17 protein-coding genes are annotated in these 19,039 nt (G+C 66.0%); 6 read left to right on the forward strand and 11 right to left on the reverse strand.

Annotated elements, in window-relative coordinates:
* Positions 1–72: 72 nt before the first annotated feature.
* The 6 genes from AM590_RS03805 to AM590_RS03830 all read right to left on the reverse strand — a co-directional run bounded on the left by AM590_RS03805 (position 73) and on the right by AM590_RS03830 (position 6,246).
* On the reverse strand, positions 73–1,143 hold the full coding sequence (locus AM590_RS03805) for an ABC transporter permease (protein ID WP_253805846.1): 1,071 nt from the start codon (positions 1,141–1,143) through the stop codon (positions 73–75).
* A 49-nt stretch (positions 1,144–1,192) separates the two neighbouring features.
* A complete protein-coding gene (locus tag AM590_RS03810; RefSeq protein ID WP_216635666.1) occupies positions 1,193–1,987 on the reverse strand; it encodes an ABC transporter ATP-binding protein in 795 nt (264 codons plus the stop codon).
* Positions 1,988–1,993: 6 nt separating this feature from the next.
* Positions 1,994–3,178 carry a hypothetical protein gene (locus AM590_RS03815; protein WP_058826302.1) on the reverse strand — a complete coding sequence of 395 codons (1,185 nt, stop codon included), beginning with the start codon at positions 3,176–3,178 and terminating at the stop codon, positions 1,994–1,996.
* 204 nt (positions 3,179–3,382) lie between these two features.
* Positions 3,383–3,688, reverse strand: coding sequence for a translation initiation factor (locus AM590_RS03820; protein WP_058826303.1), 306 nt, complete (start codon positions 3,686–3,688; stop codon positions 3,383–3,385).
* A 97-nt stretch (positions 3,689–3,785) separates the two neighbouring features.
* Positions 3,786–4,559: a helix-turn-helix domain-containing protein gene (locus AM590_RS03825; RefSeq protein ID WP_058826304.1), complete on the reverse strand. Its 774-nt coding sequence runs from the start codon at positions 4,557–4,559 to the stop codon at positions 3,786–3,788.
* 109 nt (positions 4,560–4,668) lie between these two features.
* Complete coding sequence (locus AM590_RS03830) at positions 4,669–6,246, reverse strand: helix-turn-helix domain-containing protein (RefSeq protein ID WP_058826305.1); 1,578 nt, start codon at positions 6,244–6,246, stop codon at positions 4,669–4,671.
* A gap of 405 nt (positions 6,247–6,651) precedes the next feature.
* Between AM590_RS03830 and AM590_RS03835 the strand changes: the two genes are divergently transcribed.
* The 3 genes from AM590_RS03835 (at position 6,652) to AM590_RS20740 (ending at position 8,273) form a co-directional block, all read left to right on the forward strand.
* Positions 6,652–7,005, forward strand: a complete 354-nt coding sequence (locus AM590_RS03835; RefSeq protein WP_058826306.1) for a hypothetical protein — start codon at positions 6,652–6,654, stop codon at positions 7,003–7,005.
* Between the two features lie 377 nt (positions 7,006–7,382).
* Positions 7,383–8,000, forward strand: a complete 618-nt coding sequence (locus AM590_RS03840) for a class I SAM-dependent methyltransferase (protein WP_058826307.1) — start codon at positions 7,383–7,385, stop codon at positions 7,998–8,000.
* Positions 8,001–8,111: 111 nt separating this feature from the next.
* Positions 8,112–8,273 (forward strand): hypothetical protein, encoded by a 162-nt coding sequence (locus AM590_RS20740; RefSeq protein ID WP_172795749.1) that lies wholly within the window; start codon positions 8,112–8,114, stop codon positions 8,271–8,273.
* A 111-nt stretch (positions 8,274–8,384) separates the two neighbouring features.
* Here AM590_RS20740 and AM590_RS03845 read toward each other — a convergent pair whose 3' ends face one another.
* A complete protein-coding gene (locus tag AM590_RS03845) occupies positions 8,385–9,386 on the reverse strand; it encodes a PQQ-binding-like beta-propeller repeat protein (protein ID WP_058826315.1) in 1,002 nt (333 codons plus the stop codon).
* A gap of 465 nt (positions 9,387–9,851) precedes the next feature.
* Between AM590_RS03845 and AM590_RS03850 the strand changes: the two genes are divergently transcribed.
* Positions 9,852–11,885 carry a histidine kinase N-terminal 7TM domain-containing protein gene (locus AM590_RS03850; RefSeq protein ID WP_394329092.1) on the forward strand — a complete coding sequence of 678 codons (2,034 nt, stop codon included), beginning with the start codon at positions 9,852–9,854 and terminating at the stop codon, positions 11,883–11,885.
* Positions 11,886–11,922: 37 nt separating this feature from the next.
* On the opposite strand, the gene AM590_RS03855 is transcribed toward AM590_RS03850, so the two are convergent.
* A complete protein-coding gene (locus AM590_RS03855; protein ID WP_058826309.1) occupies positions 11,923–12,711 on the reverse strand; it encodes a winged helix-turn-helix domain-containing protein in 789 nt (262 codons plus the stop codon).
* A gap of 196 nt (positions 12,712–12,907) precedes the next feature.
* Here AM590_RS03855 and AM590_RS03860 point away from each other — a divergent pair, with 196 nt between their 5' ends.
* A complete protein-coding gene (locus AM590_RS03860; protein ID WP_058826310.1) occupies positions 12,908–13,882 on the forward strand; it encodes a DMT family transporter in 975 nt (324 codons plus the stop codon).
* A gap of 259 nt (positions 13,883–14,141) precedes the next feature.
* Here the strand turns inward: AM590_RS03860 and AM590_RS03865 are convergent, their stop codons facing one another.
* The 3 genes from AM590_RS03865 to AM590_RS03875 are packed head-to-tail and all read right to left on the reverse strand — an operon-like array spanning position 14,142 to position 16,663.
* The gene (locus tag AM590_RS03865) at positions 14,142–14,540 is read right to left on the reverse strand and encodes a hypothetical protein (protein ID WP_058826311.1); all 399 of its coding nucleotides are present in this window, start codon (positions 14,538–14,540) and stop codon (positions 14,142–14,144) included.
* Entirely contained in the window at positions 14,537–14,902 is a 366-nt protein-coding gene (locus AM590_RS03870) for a phosphatidate cytidylyltransferase (RefSeq protein ID WP_172795750.1), read from the reverse strand. Before AM590_RS03870 ends, AM590_RS03865 begins: the two co-directional genes overlap by 4 nt.
* Before the next feature lie 54 nt (positions 14,903–14,956).
* Positions 14,957–16,663, reverse strand: coding sequence for a histidine kinase N-terminal 7TM domain-containing protein (locus AM590_RS03875; RefSeq protein ID WP_058826312.1), 1,707 nt, complete (start codon positions 16,661–16,663; stop codon positions 14,957–14,959).
* Positions 16,664–16,865: 202 nt separating this feature from the next.
* Between AM590_RS03875 and AM590_RS03880 the strand changes: the two genes are divergently transcribed.
* Positions 16,866–18,851: a helix-turn-helix domain-containing protein gene (locus AM590_RS03880; RefSeq protein WP_058826313.1), complete on the forward strand. Its 1,986-nt coding sequence runs from the start codon at positions 16,866–16,868 to the stop codon at positions 18,849–18,851.
* Positions 18,852–19,039: the final 188 nt, after the last annotated feature.

Below are 19,039 nucleotides of genomic sequence, written 5' to 3' on the forward strand. Positions count from 1 at the left end.
TCAGAAGATCCACAAGCAACGACCGATCCTTCGAGAACAGCTCGCTACCACCATCCAACCGACTGCTGAGGCTTAGCTAAAGACCAATGCGAGGAACTGGTTAAGCACCATTCCGATGCCGAGCGCGAGCGGGACGCCGATTGCGGCACCGACGAGGCCGAGGATGGTCGCCTCGGCGAGGAGCAGGCTCACGACCGCCCGCTTGGGATAACCGACCGCCCGCATGACGCCGATTTCGCGTTCGCGCTCTATCGCCGTCATCAACATGGTGTTCGCGATGGTGACCGCGGCGACGAGGAGCGAAATCGAGCCGACGCCGATGAGGAACTGGTTTATTAGTTCGAACGTCTGACTGAAGCGCTCCCGCTGTTCTTGGACCTCCGAGACGGAGATTGTCCGCCGTCGGGTGTTGAACTCCGTTTCGAGACTCTCGGCCGCCTCGCTTATCGACCCCGTCTGCGGGTCGACCCTGACGATGACCGAACCGTACTTCGAGTCGGAGTCTTCGAGCTGGCTGAGTCGGTCGAACGGAAGGAACACGGAGCGGTCGGCCTGTAGCTGGTCGGCGAACCCCTGCGGTTCGAGCACCGCCGCGACGCGGAACGTCCGCTCGAAGCTCCCGTTTATCGTCACCGTCAGCTGGTCGCCCGTCTCAACGTCGTTGTTGTCGGCGAACCGGGAGCCGACGACGACCTGCTGTCGCCAGCTATCGGGTATCGACCCCGATTGCGCATCGTAGAACGTCCCGAGGGCAGCCAGCCCCTTCACCTGGGCCGAGGGGGAGGTCTCTCCCGACGACGTACGGACGACGGTGTCCCAGCGCTGGATGACGGGGTGGACCGCCGCGCCCGATGTCGCCTGTCGCATCCGACTGACGTCTTGGTCCGAGATGCCCCCGGTGATGTCACCGTCGTCGTTCATGTAGTAGACGGGGCTGACGGTGGCGGTCCCCCCGAACCCCTCGTACGCCTCCATCTGGTCCTGTTTGAACGCCTCGCCGCCCGCGCCGATGGTTCCGATGGCGACGACGCCGATGACGATGGCGACGACGGCCAGTGTGGTCCGCGCGGTGGCGCGCGACAGGTTTCGGCGGGCCAGCACGACCGTCGGGAACCGAGCGGTCACCCGGCGGAGCCAACTCATTGGGACGCACCTCGAACGAGAACGGCGCGCGGCCGCGGTTCCGCGACGCTCACGCTGCGTGCCCTCCGTCAGCGGTCGTCTCGCCCGCGTCCTCGATGACGCCGTCCACGAGATTCACCACGCGGTCGGCCTCCTCGGCGACGTAGGCGTCGTGGGTGACCGTGACGATGGCCACGTCCTCCTCGGCTCGGAGTTCGTCGAACAGGGCGAGGATTTCGTCGCCGGTGTCGCGGTCGAGGTTCCCCGTCGGCTCGTCGGCCAACAGGAGCGCGGGGTCGTTGATGAGCGACCGCGCGATGGCGACGCGCTGTTTCTGTCCCCCCGACAGCTCGTCGGGGTAGTGGTCGAGCCGGTCGCCGAGACCGACCCGCTGAAGCAGCGTTTTCGCCCGCTCGCGCGTCTTCACCGGGGTCTTGTCGAGCATCCGCGGCATCTCGACGTTCTCCAGCGCCGTCAGGGTCGGAATCAGGTAGAAGCTCTGGAACACGAAGCCGATGGCACGCTTCCGCTTTCGCGTTCGGTCCGCGTCGGAGAACGTCGATACGTCCTGTCCCCGAAGGCTGACCGCGCCGTCGGTCGGCACGTCGAGTAAGCCAAGCAGGTTGAGGAGCGTGGACTTCCCGCTCCCCGAGGGACCGACGATGGCGACGAAGTCGGATGGCGCGATGCCGAAATCGATACCTTTCAGCGCCCGGACGGTCTGGGTCCCCGTCTGGTACTCCTTCGTGACGTCTTCGCCGCGGAGTATCAGGTCGCCGACGGCGCCCGCGGCGTCACCCGATCGGTCCCCGTGGGCGGTCTCCGGCGGCTCCGTCCCCTCGGAGTTGGAGGTGTCCTGTGTCATCCGTCGTCAGCTCCGCCAGCGATAGACGGCCGCACCCACGAGGAGGACCGCGGCGGCGCCGCCCACCGGGAGGAGCGGGAACCCGCCCGACCCCGAGTCCGGCACGGGGCGACGCATCATCTGACGGTCGACGGTGACCGACGTGGTGACCGACTTCTCAACGCCGCCGACGCTGTACCGAACCTCGACGGGGACCGAAGAGACGTTGCCCTGTGCGGCGGTCCGGAGGGTGAACGACGAGAAGTCGCTCCCGTCGATGCTCCCGATGAAGTAGTTGCTTCGCTCGACGCTCGACGAGTTCACGACGGAGACGACGACTCCCTCGACGGCGTCGGAGCCGACGTTCCCGGCGGTCGCCGAGATTTCGAGCGTACCCCCGGCCTGCGTCGCCTGCACGTCGGTCAGGATGACCTGTCCGGGGTTCGTCGGAGAGCTAAACAGGGGGCGATACGTGCGGGTGAGTTCGTGTTTCTCGCCGCGGTTCGAGTACTGGAGCGTCACGTTCACCGGGTACGATCCGGCCTCGTCGACCCGCGCGGGGAAGGTGAACGTCGTGGCGTTGCCCGCCTTCAGCCGTGGCTTCACGCGCTCGGTGACGCCGAAGTTTACATCCGGTGAGGACGAGACGACCCGCAGTTGTCGAATGTCCTCGGTGAGTCCGTTCGAGACTGTGACGTTCACGGACCGAGTGGCCCCGGGTACGGCCTCCTCGGTCGAGAGCTCTATCTGCGGGCGGGAGACCTCCTTCACGTCGACGGTCACCGGGTACCGAACTCGGACGTGCGAGCCGTCGTTCTGTCTGCCGACCAGCACGACGCGGAGGTTTTTCGACCCGGGCTCGTCGAACGAGACGGCGACCGGGATGCTGATGCTCGACCCGATGGTTATCGTTCCCACGTCTTCGATGCGCGCGATGTCGGTGGGGCTTCCCTGTCGGCGGACGTAGACGTCGGTGACGTCGACGACGCTCGGGCTTTTCTCGCCGTTTCGAATCGTCACTTCGAGGTCGGTCTGTTCGCCGGGCGTCGGCTCCGTCGGCGCGACCGTCACGTCGGAGATTCCGATGTGCGCCTCGGCCGCTTTCGCCGGCCCCGTCGCCAGCGGGACGGTGACCGCGGAGAGCACGACGACCGCGACGAAGAGCCACGAGAGAACCGAGCCGACGCCGTCGTTCGATTCTCGCGGACTCATCTGTTTCTCCTCACGTAATCGTGTTGTTTCGCTGCCATCATTGGCTAATCGGACTGACCAGCCCCACATAAGTTCCTTGGTTTACATGTCTGTTGGCAAACTAGTTTCTACTGGGCTCGCACTCGGTCGCTTCCCGGGAAAAACGCGGTCGGGGTGAGGCGATGTGAGTCGGATGGTGGCGATTTCGACGGGCGACGCTCGGGATCAGGTCTCGACGCTGAAGCCTTCGTCGCGGAGCGCGGCTTCGAGGCGCTCGCCGTGTTCGCCCTGTAGTTCGATGCGTCCGTCGTCGGTCACGGTCCCGCCGACCGCGAGCCGTCGCTTCAGGATCGACGCGAGAGCGTCGAGTTCGTCGGTCGGGAGGTCGAGGCCGTCGACCACCGTCACGGGCTTGCCGTACCGTCGGGTGTCGACGTGAATCGACGCGCGCTGGTCCGCCCGCGCGAGGTCGTCGCCGATTCCGAGGTCGTCCGGCAGGCCGGTGATGTCGCTGAAAGTGTCCTTTCCCACGTATTCGAGTACGCGTCCACGGCGTATCAGGATACGGTTGGAATATTCCAACCCTCCTGTGAGCGTGTCCCGCGGGGCGTTCAACCCGACTCGTCGATCACGCGCTCGCTTCGAGCTTTTCGGGGTCAACGCGCTCTTCGACCTCGGTGCCGAGCGTGCCGGTGACGAACTGCTGGGCCAGCCACGCCTCGGCACGTGTCAGGCGGTACTGGAGCGTCGAGTTCGGGATGTCGAGTTCCTCGGAAATCTCTTGGACGGTGTGTTGGCGCGGCGTCTCGTAGTAGCCGAACTCGACGGCTGCTTCGAGCGCGGCCTGCTGTTCCGGCGGCAGGCCGTCGGTCGAAACACCCTCTTCGAGCCAGCACTCGGGTTCGCTGATGCGCTGGACGCTCAGCGAGAGGCCGTCGCTGAGGCTGTCTTTGACCTCCTCGTAAATCTCGCTCACCGTGTCGTCGTCGGAGATGAGCAGTCGCCACTGGTTTTGGGCCCCTCGGCGCTCGGCCTGCATCAGGAGACCGTCGCCGATGTGCTTCGCGGCGACGTGCGGAATCGATTGAATCCCGTCGCCCTCCTCGCGGCAGGAGTAGACGATGCGCCCGTTGGGCGTCTCCGAGAGCACTTCGAACTCCCACTCGACGACCGGTGCACCGCACATCCCGAGGACGCCGTTGCACCGGGTGGCCTGTTCGATGACCTCATCGAACGCTTCGAGCGCCTCCGTCGGCCCGGTGAGGCGGTCGAGTCGCCACATCGACTCGCTCGTGGCGTGTATCGCCATGGTCTTGGAGTGTAAGTCCGGGTTCTCGATGAAGAGGTCCATCACCTCGTCGGCACCCCGCTCGTACTCGACGGTGAAGACGAATTCGCGCATGGGTTCGAGGTAGTCGCCGGAGGCCTATAGCCTTGGTTGGTATGTTCCAACTCCGGATCGTCGCCCGAGACCACCGACTCGGGCTCCGAATTTCGGTCGCTCGCCCCGCTCAGGACTCGTCGAACGGCGACTTGGCGTGTTCGGGCACGTTCTCGGGGCGGGCGATGAGGTTCTCCCGGCCGAGGTTTATCTTCGCGACGCTGCCCTCGTCGGCCATCCGCGAGAGGACGCGGCTCACTTTCGACTTCGACCAGCCCGTTCCCTCGACGACCTTCGACTGCCGGAGTTGACCGCCGCTGTCGTCGAGGAGTCTGAGAATGCGCGTCTCGTCGTCGAGGAGTTCCTCTTGACCGGGATAACCACCGGCGGTCTGCTCCGAGCGAACCGGGCCGTCGCTCCCGCCCGTTTGGACTGCGTCCACCGACGCCCCGTCGCGCCGGCCGCCGGCGCGGTCGACCGCGCGGGAGCGAACGCCCGACAGCCGCGCCCGCACGTCGCTTCCGCGGACTCGCGCGCCGACGGCGACCAGGACGACCGCGACGGTCGCGACCGCGAGGACGAGTAGCCAGCCGTCGCCACCGAGTCCCAGCGACCCGACGACCGACCCCGGCGCGGCGTTCGGGTCCGACCCCGCTTCGACCTCCGCGCCGTCTCCGCGGCCGTCGCCGTCGGTGTCGCCGCGGTTCGGGTCGGTTCCGAGGACGTTGACCTCGCGGCCGTCGTCGAGGCCGTCGCCGTCGGTGTCGGCCTCGGTTGGGTTCGTTTCGTATCGGTTGACTTCGGGGCCGTCGTCGAGGCCATCGCCGTCGGTGTCGGCGGCGGTCGGGTCCGTCTCGTGGACGTTGACTTCGGGGCCGTCATCGAGGCCGTCGCCATCAGTGTCGGCCTCCGTCGGGTTCGTCTCGTAGTCGTTGACTTCCGCGCCGTCGTCGAGGCCGTCGCCATCAGTGTCGGCCTCCGTCGGGTCCGTGCCGTGGGTCGTCACTTCCGCGCCGTCGTCGAGGCCGTCGCCGTCGGTGTCGGTTTCAGTCGGGTTGCTCCCCTGCTCGTTGACCTCGACGCCGTCGCTGAGTTCGTCCCCGTCGGTGTCCGTGCTCGTCGGGTCGGTCTCGTAGCGGTTCACCTCCTCGCCGTCGGGCACGCCGTCGGTGTCGGTGTCGGCGACGAGCAGGTCCGTACCGCGGTCGAGTTCGTCCCGGTTGCCGAGGCCGTCGCCGTCGGCGTCCCCGGCCGGCGCGAGCACCGTGACGCCGTGGCTCGCCTGCGCGACCGGCTCGCCGCCCCCGCCGGGTCTGACGACGGCGGTCAAGGTGCGGTCGCCGGTCGCGTTCACCGGCCACGTCGTGAAGTCGAACTCGACGAGTCGCTCATCGCTCGCGTTCGCCCCCGCGCTCCCGAGCGGTTCGCACCCCAACAGCATCGTTGAGCCATCGTCGCGGTCGGTCTGTAGGCAGACCTCGTAGTCGTCGCTGTCGGATACGACGGCCACCGAAACCGTCGACGGCTGCCACGAGGCGACGTACGTCCGGCCGTTCTCAGTCGCGACGACGCCCGCGCCGGTGTGGTCGACCGCACCCACCTCGACGCCGTCCGCCGCGGCGACGGCGACCGGTGAGAGGCCTGCCGCGACGACGAGTAACGCCGCGACGAGCGCCCACCCGACCCGCGAGACGCGTTTGACTGGCATGTGTTCGTTCCTTATCTGTCGACTCTGCTAGTGTATAATGTTTTGTTTATCTATTCATTGAACATTTTTGCAACTCTTTTGAAAGTCAATTTGCCGAGAATGTTCCTAAATAGTGAATTTTGCACCGCCGTCGTTGCTGAGATTCGCGGGCGCGTCTCTCGCTCGATGGCCTCGGCCGCCGCTTGTCGCCGCTCGCACTCGTGCCCTGTCGCCTCTCGCCCGGTCGCCCCCCTGACGTGAGTAACCGACGTACTGAACCGCTTTCGTCGGCGACCGAACCGCCGGAAAACGTTCCGTTAATCCGACTGAAACGGTCGAAACGGTCAGTCGAAACGGTTGCTCGGGAGAGAACGGTCGGGACGACTCTTCCCCATTATCATCTGCCGAGCGATACTGCTGACTGCGATGCGCGAAACCCTCACTCGACGGCAGTTCGGCGCCGGAGTCGCCGCGGCGACCGTCGCCCTCGCCGGCTGTACGGACACGGGCGGTAGCGGCGGCCCGGTAAACGGGACGAACGGTACGGACGCCGAACCAGCGGTCGGCGGCACTGAGACGACCGCAGAGACCGGTGGCGTCGAGGCGACGACCGAAGACGAGACCACGACGGAAGAAACGACGATGGAAACCACCGAGACGACGATGGAGACGACCGACTCGTCGCTCGACAACTCGACGACGGCGAACGAAACGGCCGAAAACGAAACGACGACGAACGAGACGACCGAAAACGAAACGACGACCGACGACTCGGCGTGACAGCCGCAGTCGAACCGATGACCCGCTGACGCCCGCGCCGCGAACGAGGCACGGCACGCTCGACTGGTACACCCGACTGCTCGTGCCCGCGCCGGCGCTTACCCCCCTCCAGCCTCCACGGCACACTCGCTCCCAGTCCCTCACGGGACGCTCGAATCCCCCTGACGCACCCCTCCAAACTCGGTCCCCCTGACGCACCCCTCCAAACTCGGTCCCCCTGACGCACGTCTTCACCGTGCCCTCCAGCACGCCTTCACTGCGCCCTCCAGCGCACCCGACCCGGTCGGAGTCGCCCGGCTTTTCGGAACCTCCCCGGCGCGTCGCAACGACGACGCGCACTCCGCGGAACATTTACCCGCCCGTTCGCTACTTCGGGTATGGACGCAGACGACAACCACCGCGGATGGGCCGAGCGCTCCGGCGATTTCTCGCCGGAGTACTACGCCCAAATCGGCCCGAACGAGGTCAGCGAGACGCTCGCGACCGTGTTCGAGCACTACGCGGCGGAAGACGCGTCGATTCTCGAACTCGGCTGTAGCTCCGGTCGCCACCTCGCACACCTCCACGACCGCGGCTACGAGGACGTCACCGGCATCGACATCAACGACGACTCCTTCGAGGTGATGGCCGAGTACTTCCCCGAACTCGTCGACACTGGCACATTCCTCACCGGCGCGATAGAGGACCTGCTCCCCGACTTCCCCGACGACAAGTTCGACGTTATCTACTCCGTCGAGACGCTTCAGCACGTCCACCCCGACGACACGTGGGTGTTCGAGGAAATCGCCCGCGTCTCTTCGGACCTCGTGATAACCGCCGAAAACGAGGGTAACGGGCCGACGCGCGGGCGCTCCGGCTCCGAGGTGAGCTACGTCAACGACGACTTTCCGCTGTATCACCGCAACTGGAAAGACGAGTTCTCCGACATCGGCCTCGCGCAGCTCCTCTGCGAACCGGGCAAGCGCGACACGGTTCGCGTCTTTCGGGTTCTCTGACCCCACGACTCGCCCTTGTGGCCGATACCGCACCGCCGCCAGACTCCCACTCGCGCGTCTGCCACACTCACAAATTGTTTCAATGAAGCCGGCGAACTGAGCGTGCTGACTATGTACACGATGTCCAGCGACGACTTCAGCGTTCACCTGCGCGACTGCGACGAGGCCGGTTCCGGAATTCCTATCACTAGTCTCCCGGACGAAGTCACCTCTCTGGACGACCTGTCGTGTTCCTGCTGGGACGAGTTCGACTCGTTCGACGAACTCGAGTGACGGGTGGGGCGCGAGGGCATCGTTCGGTAGCGGTTTCGGACGCCGGCGCACCGCGCGCACGGCGCGGCTCGTTCTGACGGGATGTTTGACGGTGACAGCGAAGTCCGTGACTCACGAGTCCGGTGAGAGCGCCCAGAGCGTCCCCTCGCTCGTCTGTGCGAACGCCTGCGTCTCAGCCGCGCCGAGGAGGTAGCCGTCCGCCGAGAGCGTCGTCTCGAACGGGTCGAAAAACGACGCGCCACGGGACCAGCGAATCCGGCCCGCGCGGGTCCCGACGACGAACGCCTCGTCAGTCGAGGCAGTTCGCTCGACCGGGCTGTCGAAGCGGACTTCGTAGCGCTCCGACCCGTCCCGAACCGCGAGTTCGTACAGCGTTCCGAAGGTGTCCGACGGCGACTTGTCGGTCCCCTCCGCGACCAGGACGGTCGAGCCGCGTTCGTGGACGCCGACGACCTGCGCGTCGTCCCCGAACGAGGTTCGCCACTGGAGCGACCCGTCGACCGCGTTGAGCATGGCGATGTCGCCGCCGCCACCGGCGTAGACGCTGCCACCGGCCGGAACCGGCCCCACGTCGGCCCAGTCCCAGCGGTCCGGTCGCCACGCCCACCGGAGGCTCCCGTCCTCGGGTGCCATCGCGAAGACGCCCTCGTCGTCGCCGTAGTACACCGCCCGCTCGTCGGCGAACAGTTGGTCCTGCGGGGCGACGACGACGGTGAAGCCGACGCCGTCGACCGCGGATTGCTCCCACCGAACCGCGCCGTCGTCCGTCGCGAGCGCCGCGAGCGTCCCGTTCGCCGCGTACAGCGTGTCGCCCGCGGCGGCCATCGCCGAGGCGATGTTGCTGACGGTCTGCGACCACCGCTGACTCCCGCTTTTGGCGTCGAACGCGCGGATTCGCCCGCGGCCTGACCCGAGTTTCTCGCCCGCGTACACCGACCCGCCCGCGGCGAGTAACCCCGTCGGGCGGCCGAAGTCGCGGTCCCACAGGCGCTCGCCGCTCTGTCGGTCGAACGTGACAGCTCGTCCTTCGTCGATGTCGCCGTCCCGATGGCCGATGACTGCGACGACCCCGTCGGTGGTTGCCGGTGGAGAGAGGACGCTCGGTTCGGGCACGGAGGCGGACCAGTCCGTCCCGTCAGGTGACCGGAACTGCCGAAGCGACGAACAGCCGGCGAGCCCGCTCGCGAGGGCGGTGCCGGCGGCAGCGAGAAACGCGCGACGCGACGGGGAGTCGGAACCGGAGTCGGAGTCGGTGTCGGAATTCACGGGAGAGTCGGAAGAAACACGAGATGGAGGGGACGAAGGCGAGGGCATACGTCGGCTTCTCACAGGGTGCCGATATGTATTGTGGGCCGACTGATGGGGCGACGACAGGGCCGCATCCCGGGATACCGTCGCTACAACTAGTCGAAGTTGAGCGACTCCACCGCTTCGATAGCTTCCGTGGTGATTGTGAGAAATCCACTCTGCGTATCTGAATGCGTTGATTTACGGATTTTACAACCCACATATCATATAATATATGGAAAGCTTCTAAGTATTCAAATATAGTATTATAACCGAATAACTGTGGATACTATCGCATCCCCTCCAGTGCTTGTCCTCATCTTGGCGGGGGTGATGTCTATCGGTATCGCAAGTATCGGGTGGAAGTTCCGCAGTGAGTTTATCGGAAAGTGGTTCATCGGCATGACGCTGAGCGCCGGGTTGTGGTCGTTGTTCGAAGCCGCTTTTCTCCTCTCTCATTCACGTCCCACGTTGACCGCCTGGTACATTCTCATCTGGATAACCTACGAGTTCACGATTTTCTTTACGGCGTTGTTCGTCTTCGAAATCGCGGGCTACGAGCAGTGGGTCTCTCGACGAACTGCGGTTTTGTTCGGGGTCTGGCCCGCGTTCACCATCGTCGGAGCGGTGACCAACGGACTGGGTGTACACTCGCTCATTTGGCGCTCCTTCTCGGTCACTGTTTTCGCTGGCGGCACTTTGAGAGACGTCTCCTACGGGCCCTGGTTCTGGGCCGACTTGACGTATGCTCTCCTCGTGATCGGACTCCTGATATCTCTCCTCGGTATTCACACCGTTCGAAGCAGCCAAATATACCGAAAACAGGCACTCGTTCTACTCGTGGGAATCGCTATCCCCGCCGTCGTCGAGGTGGTTTATCTGTTGGTTCCGTTCTGGCCCACGACTCCGGTTCCGATTTCGTTCGCCGCGACTTCGGTGCTGTTCGCAATCGGGTTGTCCCGCTATCGAATCCTCGATATCGTTCCGATTGCTCGCCACCTCGTCATCGAGCGGATGGCCGACCCGGTCCTCGTGGTCGACCGACAAGACAGACTCGTCGACCTGAACCCGGCCGCGAGGGCGCTGTTCTCCGTCTCGCCGTCGGTGGTTGGGTCGTCGGTGCGTGAGGCGCTCGGTTCGGAGACTGCTCGTGCGCTCTGTGACGGCCGAGAACTCCGCGTCACCGACCAACACGACGAACCGCATCACTTCGAAGTGGACACCGCCACCGTAACCGACGGACGGGGAATCGTCCGGGGGACGCTCTACATCCTTCACGATATTACCGAGCGGCGCGTTCGCGAACGGTGGTTCCGCGCCCTCACGGAAAACGCGTCAGACCTCATCTTCGTGACCGACGCCGACGGATCTATCAGTTACATGAGTGACTCTGCCAGACAGACGCTGCGCGTCGGCACCGACGCGTCCGAACCGGAAACCCTCTATGACTACCTGCATCCTGCGGACTGCGACCTCGCTCGCGAGACGTTTGAGAGGGTTCGCGAACAGCCCACGGCGGATACCACCGTCGAGCTTCGGTTCCACAGCGCGGCCCACGGGTGGCGCGCCTTTAGCGTCCGGTGCCGGAACCTCCTCGACGATTCAGTTGTGGGGGGCGTCGTCGTGAACGCCCACGACATCGCGGAACGAAAGAAGCACGAACAGCAACTAGAGGAATTCGCGTCGGTCGTCTCTCACGACCTCCGAAATCCGTTGAACGTTGCGAACGGGTTCCTCGACATCGTCAAAGAGTCAGAGGGCGAACCGAACCCAGAAGATATCGAGCGCATCGAACGGGCCCACGAGAGAATGAACGAGATAATCACGGACGTTCTCGCGGTCGCTCGGGGCAGTAAGAAGGTCGAAGCACTCGAATCGGTGTCTCTCGACACGGTTGCATCGGCGGCGTGGACGAACGTCGACACCAAGTCGGGATCGCTCGAAGTCGTGGGGGACGCGTCGTTCGAGGCCGACCGGACTCGGCTTCTTCAGTTGCTAGAGAACTTGTTCCGCAACGCCGTGGAACACGGCGGTGACGGGGTGACTGTCACCGTCGGCGCAACTGCCGATGGGTTCTACGTCGAGGACGACGGTCCCGGCGTCCCCCCCGAAACACGTCCCAGACTCTTCGAGTCCGGCTACACGACGACCACGAACGGGACCGGCTTCGGCCTCGCAATCGTCCGTGCTGTCGCCGAAGCCCACGATTGGACGGTCGCCTACGAGGACGGCCAGACCGGTGGCGCGAGGTTCGTCGTCCGAGGCGTCCAGTCACTGCCTCGACCCGTTCGGGAGCCCAACGCGTCCTCGCCCGACGAACCGTGACCGCTGATGGACTTCGAATCGGTGTACGTACCGGTTGTTACAGGCGGTCGAGGTCGAGTGGCTCCGCCGCCTCCCAGTAGCGCTCGAACAGTTTGTCGGCCCACGCGAGCACTTCGGGTTCGGTCACGTCGATAGACGCCTGGAGGATGCCGTTGTCGTCGCGGAGGAACAGATGAACGGTCGAGTCTGCGATGGTCACCGCCATCGGAATCGGCTCGTCGGTGATGCGGACGGCGGCCGCGTCGGCGTCGAGGAGGTCACGGAGCTGTTCGCGCAGTTGGGAGTCGTGGGCGAGCGCGTCGATGGCGTCCGACGAGAAGACGCCCTCGAACCGCTGGTCGCCGGCGGCGGTCCGCTCTCGGACGATGTCGAGGTTCTGCTCGTTGAACGCGTAGGAGAAGATTCGCACGTCCTCGGCCTCGCTCAGGAGGGACACGGCGCGCTTGACAGGCGCGTTCGGCCGGACCTGACTCGGCGTGGTAATCGTCGCCTCGGTGAGATGTTCGAGGTCGAACGTGATGGCGTCGGTCGGGAGCCAGTCGACGACCGGCCGGAGTTTGGCGTCGGTGTCGAGGATGTCGACGAGATCGTCGAACCCCCGCGAGACGAGTTCGCCGGTCACCGTCGCCCGGTACGCGCCGTCCTCGCGGACGAGCCACGACCGGTCTTCGAAGTCGCTGAGAATCCGGCCCATCGTCGGCTGCGACGCCCCGGTCCGCTCGACCAACTCGCGACGGGAGTGCGGCCGCTCGGCGAGGTGTCTGAGCGCGTCGACGCGGTTCTGCGAGAGGGCGAGGAACTCTATTTCGTCCAGTGCCGACTCCATGCGACGGGGTTGTGCTCGCCTCGGTAAACCTCTTTCGCGTCGTGAAACGATTTCATATACTGAATCACACTCGTCCGGCGCGCTCTTTTCTTACCTTGAATTAATTTCTGAATCAAACTATACGTGGGGGAGTCGTACGTGTATCCAAGATGCGTTCACTTCACTCTGCGTTCGGTCTCTCGTTCGGAGGTGCGGAATGGTAACTGCGGCGCGCCGGCGGTTCGTCCTGTTCGCGCTGACGGCGCTCTTCTTCGGCGGGACGTTCGTCGCCGCGAAGGCGGGCCTCGACTATCTGCCGCCGCTCCTGTTCGTCGCCCTCCGGTTCGACATCGCGGCGGTGCTCCTCGTCGGCTACGTCGTCGCCACCCGGCCGCGCGCCGAACTGCTCCCGAGGTCGGTCCGCGACGTGGTCGGCATCCTTGCCACCGGCGTCTTCGTCATCGGCCTCGCCAACGCGCTCTTGTTCGTCGGACAGGAGCACGTCTCCAGCGGCGTCGGGTCGATTATCTTCAGTCTCAACCCGATTCTGACGCCCGTGTTCGCCATGGTGCTCCTCGCCGACGAACGACTCTCGACTCGCGGCGCGTTCGGGATGCTCATCGGCCTCCTCGGCGTCGGCCTCGTCGTCGGCGTCGACCCCGCGAACCTGCTCGGCGGCGAGGCGCTCTGGAAGGGCGTTCTCTTCCTCGGCGCGGTCAGCGGCGCGCTCGGGACCGTCCTCATCCGCTGGGCCGACACGTCGCTTTCGAGTACCGTCCGCACGGCGTGGGCGCTCCCCGTCAGCGCGGCGCTCACCCACGGCATGAGCGTCGCCTCCGGCGAGTCGTTCGCCGCGGCCACGTGGTCGCCGACGGCGCTCCTCGCGCTCGCCTACGTCGGTGTCTTCGCCGGCGCAGTGGCCTACCTCACGTACTTCGGCTTCCTCGACGACGTGGGCCCGATTCGCGGCAACCTCGTCTTCTACGCCGTGCCCATCGTCGCGACGCTCGGGGGGACGGTGCTCCTCGGCGAGTCGATTTCGACGCTCACCGTCGTCGGCTTCGCGACCATCTTCACCGGCTTCGCCGTCCTCGCGACGGAATCCCTCCTCGGGGAGGTCGCGCGCGCCTACGGAAAAATCGAGTCCCGCGTGGTCGGTCTCGCCGGGCACGGGGCATCGGGACGCGACTGAGTCGTGGCCGAGTCACTCGCGGGAGTAGAACTGAGAGGGGGTAGAGATGTAGGGGCGGACCATCGGGCGGCAGTCCGAGGGGGCAGGGTCGGAGTACCGTTGGCACGGGATGGGCCGCCTGTCTGTACTGTTATGTCACCGGTCCGTCGACCAGACAGCGTCGAACGGACATATGGAAATTGCCAGCCAGCTAAGTAGTCTTTTTGGCCCGATTCTCAAAAAACAGCGGACGGCGGCGTGGTCATTTCGATTTTTCTGACTATCTATCGGCGAGCGCGACCGCTCCGAGCGCGGAAATCAGGCAGAAGTGACCGACGCCGACGAGGAACAACGCGTTCGAACCGGACGTGTCGACGACGACGAACGCCGCAAACGCCGCGATAGCGAGGACGAACAGGACACCCCCGAGATAGCGGTCGTACCGCGGGTCGTAGTCGATTTCGGCCAGCCGTACGAGCGGTCCCGGTTCGGGTGGCTCGTCACTCCGAGCGTCGCGGACCCATCCGCGAACCCGCAGAAGCACCATGCCGGTCGCAACGGTCCAGACGACGCCGGCCGCGAGGTCGACCTGCGGGTCGGCAAAAGCGACGACGAGTCCCACGAGGACCGACACGACAGCTATCGCCCCGGCGACGGCGGTGTCGCTCAGTCTCGTCATTCGGCACCGAACCGGAGGTAGCTCGTTCCGTGCCGGTAGTTGTACGCCTTGACGGCGACGCCGAGCGCCGAGAGGACGGCGAGGACGCCCCACAGGAGATTCGACAGCGCGCCGCTAGCGTACCCGCCGGCGAACAGGAGCGTCGTGTACACCGCGGAGGCGAGCGGGAAGCCGGGATGCTCGCGGACGGCGTCGAATGCGCCGGCGAACATGTAGACGAGCGTGAGCAGTCCCATGGCCGCGAGCGCCGGACTGACCGGCTCGTCGGTGAGAGACAGTAGACCGGCGAGAACGGTGGTGACGACCGCGAATACGACCAGTCGCCACCGGCTGACGCCGGCTGGCAGGACGGCGGAGGACATCGCCTTCCTATCTACGTGCTGACTTTTTGAGTGTTTGGGTGGGCGGTCGTCCCGTCAGGCTCTCCGCAGGCGGACGACGAAGACCGCGCCGCGGGGCTCGTTGTCCTCGACCCACACGTCGCCGCCGTAGCCGCTCACGATGGTGTCCACGAGGTAGAGACCGAGACCGGTTCCGGGGCTTTCGAGTCCCTTCTCGCCGCGGCCGAACACCTCCTCTTTGCGGCCGTCGGGGATGCCCGGCCCGTTGTCGGCGATACGGACGAGCGCGTCGTCGTCCCGAACCTCGACCGACACGTCGATTTCGGTCCGGCCCGCGTCGTTGTGCCGCACCGCGTTCGTGAGGAGGTTGCGGAAGACCGTCCCCAGCATGTCGTCGGCGACGACGGTCACGTTCGGCGGGTCGTCGGGAAGGGAGACTGAGGCCTCGGACGTTCCGTCGCGGACCGCGCTCGCCTCGGTCCACAGCGGCCCAGCGAGCGTCGTCGGTCGGTTCGTCTCCTCGTCGTCGAGCATCGTCGCCATGAGGTTCCGGACGTTCTCAGTGAGTTCAGTGGCGTGCTCGCCGTTCCTGATTATCGCGTCGAGGCGCTCGCGAACCACCTCGTCGTCGACCGACTCCTCGACCAACTGGGCGTTTCCGAGGATGACGGCCATGTCGTTGCGGATGTCGTGGCGGATTATCTGGTTGAGCAGGGTGAGCTTCTCGTTTTGGGAGAGGATCGTCTGTTTTTGGCGGTGTAACTCGGTCACGTCGCGGAGGACGATGACCCATCCGATGGTCTGGTCGCCTCGTTCGAGTCGCTGGGACCGGGCGCTGAGGTACACCGTCTCGCCGTCTTCTCGCGTGGTTCTGACGCTGTCGTTGCTCTCGGTCGTCAGGTCGAGGTCCGGCGAGACGCTCGTGAGCGGGTCGCCGACGGCCGCGTCGAAGCGCTCCAAGAGCGCCGCGCCGCGGTCGTTGACGTGGACGATTCGCTCGTCGGCGTCGAGGACGAACACCCCGTCGGGCGACTCCTCCATCGCGGTCGTGTAGGCGATGGGCGGCAGGTCGAGAAACCGGTAGCGGAAGAGCGCGACGCCGATGGCGGCCGACGTGACCGCGGCCGAGGTCGGCACGAGGTTCACGCCGTCGCTACTGAACGGCGGGATTCCGAGTGTGTCACAGACCACGAAGAGAAACGGGGCGACGAGGCCGACGCTCACCAGCACCGCCTGCGGGATGTATGGTCGGCCGAGTCGCACCGCCTCGTAGAGGATGAGCGCGATGGCTAGCGCGGAGAGCACCGCGTTGTAGAGCAACTGCAACACCACGTGACCGAGACCGACGTCGACCCGCATGACGACGACGCCGTTCGTCTCGACGAGGTGCGTCCCCTGGATGGCGAGGTCGTGGGGGTTCGCGAACAGGAGCGCCAGAAAGGCCACCGGGACGGCCATGAGCGCCGCAATCACCCCGGGCGTGACTCGACGAATCCGGTCGGTGTGAAGGAGCGTAAAGAGGAGCGCGAGCGCGCCGAGCGGCGCGACGCCGAAGTAGAGAAACCGGTAGAAAAGCAACTTCAGCGACGGGTCGGTCTGCAGGAGCTTGAGTGCCGAAAACCCGGCCCAGAGGACGAGCCCGACGTTCACGGCGAAGAACGCACTGAGGTCGGACGACCTCCCGTGGAGCCGCATGTGCCGAAGGCTGTAGGCACCCAGTAGGGCCGAGGTAACCATCGCAAAGAGGGTCGGCAGCGCGAAGACGGTGTATTGCCACCCCATCTCTCACCGCCCCCAAGCGCCGCTCGCGTCCATCGGTGCGTGTTCTGTTCCCGCTCTGGTATTTAGATGTACTTGTTCGGAAGCCGGTTCCCGCCTCGATGTCTGCGTAAACGGTTTTTTTGTTCCCAGTTTCTCCGATTCCCTCGGGCTCGTCACCCGAACTGTTTATGCCGGTCGATGCGTCACGGACGGCCGAACCGCCGTGACCGAGACGACAGACGAGACGAGCGCGGACCCCGCAACGGTCCTCCTCGTCGACGACAACCGCGACTGGCTGATGCTCGTCGTGCAGCGACTCCGCGAGGAGGCACCCGACTTCGACGTTCGAGCGGCCGACAGCGTCGACGGGGCGCTCGACCGCCTCACCGACGACGTCGAGTGCGTCGTCAGCGACTACTACATGCCCGGTCGGACGGGTATCGAACTGCTGGCGGCGGTCCGCGAAGACCGACCGGGCCTCCCGTTTCTCCTCTTTACCGGCGCCGGAAACGAGGGGCTCGCCAGCAGCGCGCTGTCGGCCGGCGCGGACGACTACATCGTCAAGACGAGCGTCGGCGACAGCGCCGCGGCGCTCGCCACGCGCGTCCGAACGGCGGTCGACAAGCACCGGACAGAGCGCGCGCTCGCGGAGAGCGAGGCGCGTTACCGGACGCTCGTCGAGAACGTCCGCGACGCCATCTTCGTCGCCCGCGACGGCGGCATCGTCCTCGTCAACGATGCGGCGACGACGCTCACCGGCTACGACCGCGCGGCGCTCCTCGCCGGCGACATCGTCGAGACGGTCGTCCACCCGGACGACCGGGCCCGTGTCCGCGACGCGCTCGACTTGTCGGTCCCGCAGTCGCTCGACATTCGCATCCGCACCTGCGACGGCGAGACCCGCCACTGTATCCTCGACGTGGACCACGTCGTCGACGACGGCCTGCCCGGCAGTATCGGCGTCCTCCGCGACATCACGGCACAGGTCAACCACCAGCGCCGACTCGAACGCGAGCGCGACACGAAGGAGGCGATTCGCGAGATTCTCGTCCGACAGTCCTCGCGGGTGGAGGTCGCGGAAGCGTTCTGCCGATACATCGGGAGCGACCCCGACACCGCCGTGGCGTGGGTTGGCGAGCGGACCGCCGGTGGCAGACTCGACCCGCTCGCGGTCGAAGGTGACGGGTCGTACCTCCGAGCAGCCGGCGTTCTCGACGCGGATGCGGCCGTGCGGCGCGACTCATCCGAACCGAGCCTGACCGCCTTCCGCGAGGGGGGAACAACTGTTCGCACAGTCGGCGCAGAAACGTCACGCTCCGGGAGCCCCGTCGCCGATTCCGCCCGACGGTGGGTCGAGGCCGCGGCCGCGGCCGGAATCGAAACCGCGGTCGCAGTCTCGCTCCGATACGGCGGCGTCGACTACGGCGTCCTCGGCGTCTACCGCCGCGGTGCCGACGACAACCGCGAGCGCCGGCGGTTCGAAGAACTGGCGGAGACGCTCGGGTACGCCCTCAGTACCGCCGAGAGCCGCGAGGCGCTCTTGGCCGACGAGGTCGTCCGCGTCCGACTCAGCGTCCGCGACGACGGTGCGGGGGTTCTGGCGGTCGGCGACGCCCTCGGTCGGGACGCGGAACTCGTCGTCCACACGGTGTTGCCCCGCGGCGACAGCGAGCGCTACTTCGTGACGGTTCGCGGCGCGACCGAGGCCGCGGTGACCGACGCGCTGGCGAGTCTCGACGGCGTGACGCCCGGCGACGTGGTGGGCGAGGATGAGGTTGTCAGGGCGCAGTTCGACACGGTCGCACCCTCTTTCGGGACGGCCATCGCCGACGCGGGCGGCGTCCTCCAGCGCGTCGTCGTGGCCGCCGGCGAGGCGACGGTCGTCGTCGACCTCCCCCGGCGGCGACCGGCCGGCCCGTTCGTCGAGGCGCTCGCGGCCGGGTTCGACAGCGTCGTCATGACCGCGCGGAACCACCGGTCCGTCGAGTCCGATATCGGGGCCAGCGTGTTGGCCGGACTCACCGACCGACAGCGCGAGTCGCTCGAAGTCGCGTACCGGACGGGCTACTTCGAGCGTCCGAAGCGCCGGAGCGCGGCCGAGGTCGCCGAGGCCATCGGCGTCTCGCGGTCGACGTTCACGCAACACCTCAGGGCAGCCCAGCGGAAGGTCTTCGCCGAACTGTTCGACGGCGAGCGAGACGGCGCGTAGTCGGTCGAGCCGAGCCGACGCGCCCGGTCGCTCCTCGTCTCGGAACCTCCGTGATGAAGGCTATCACGTCGCTCGGTTTCTGCCGGATACCGCATAGTGGGAGGGTGTCATAGAACGATTAGCACACCAAAGAGCAGGGTGAATGCTGAGGTGGAATGAGCTCAGCGACCCTGCAAGATGATCCTTCG

The organism is Haloferax sp. Q22 (genome assembly GCF_001482285.1).
GTDB lineage: Archaea > Halobacteriota > Halobacteria > Halobacteriales > Haloferacaceae > Haloferax.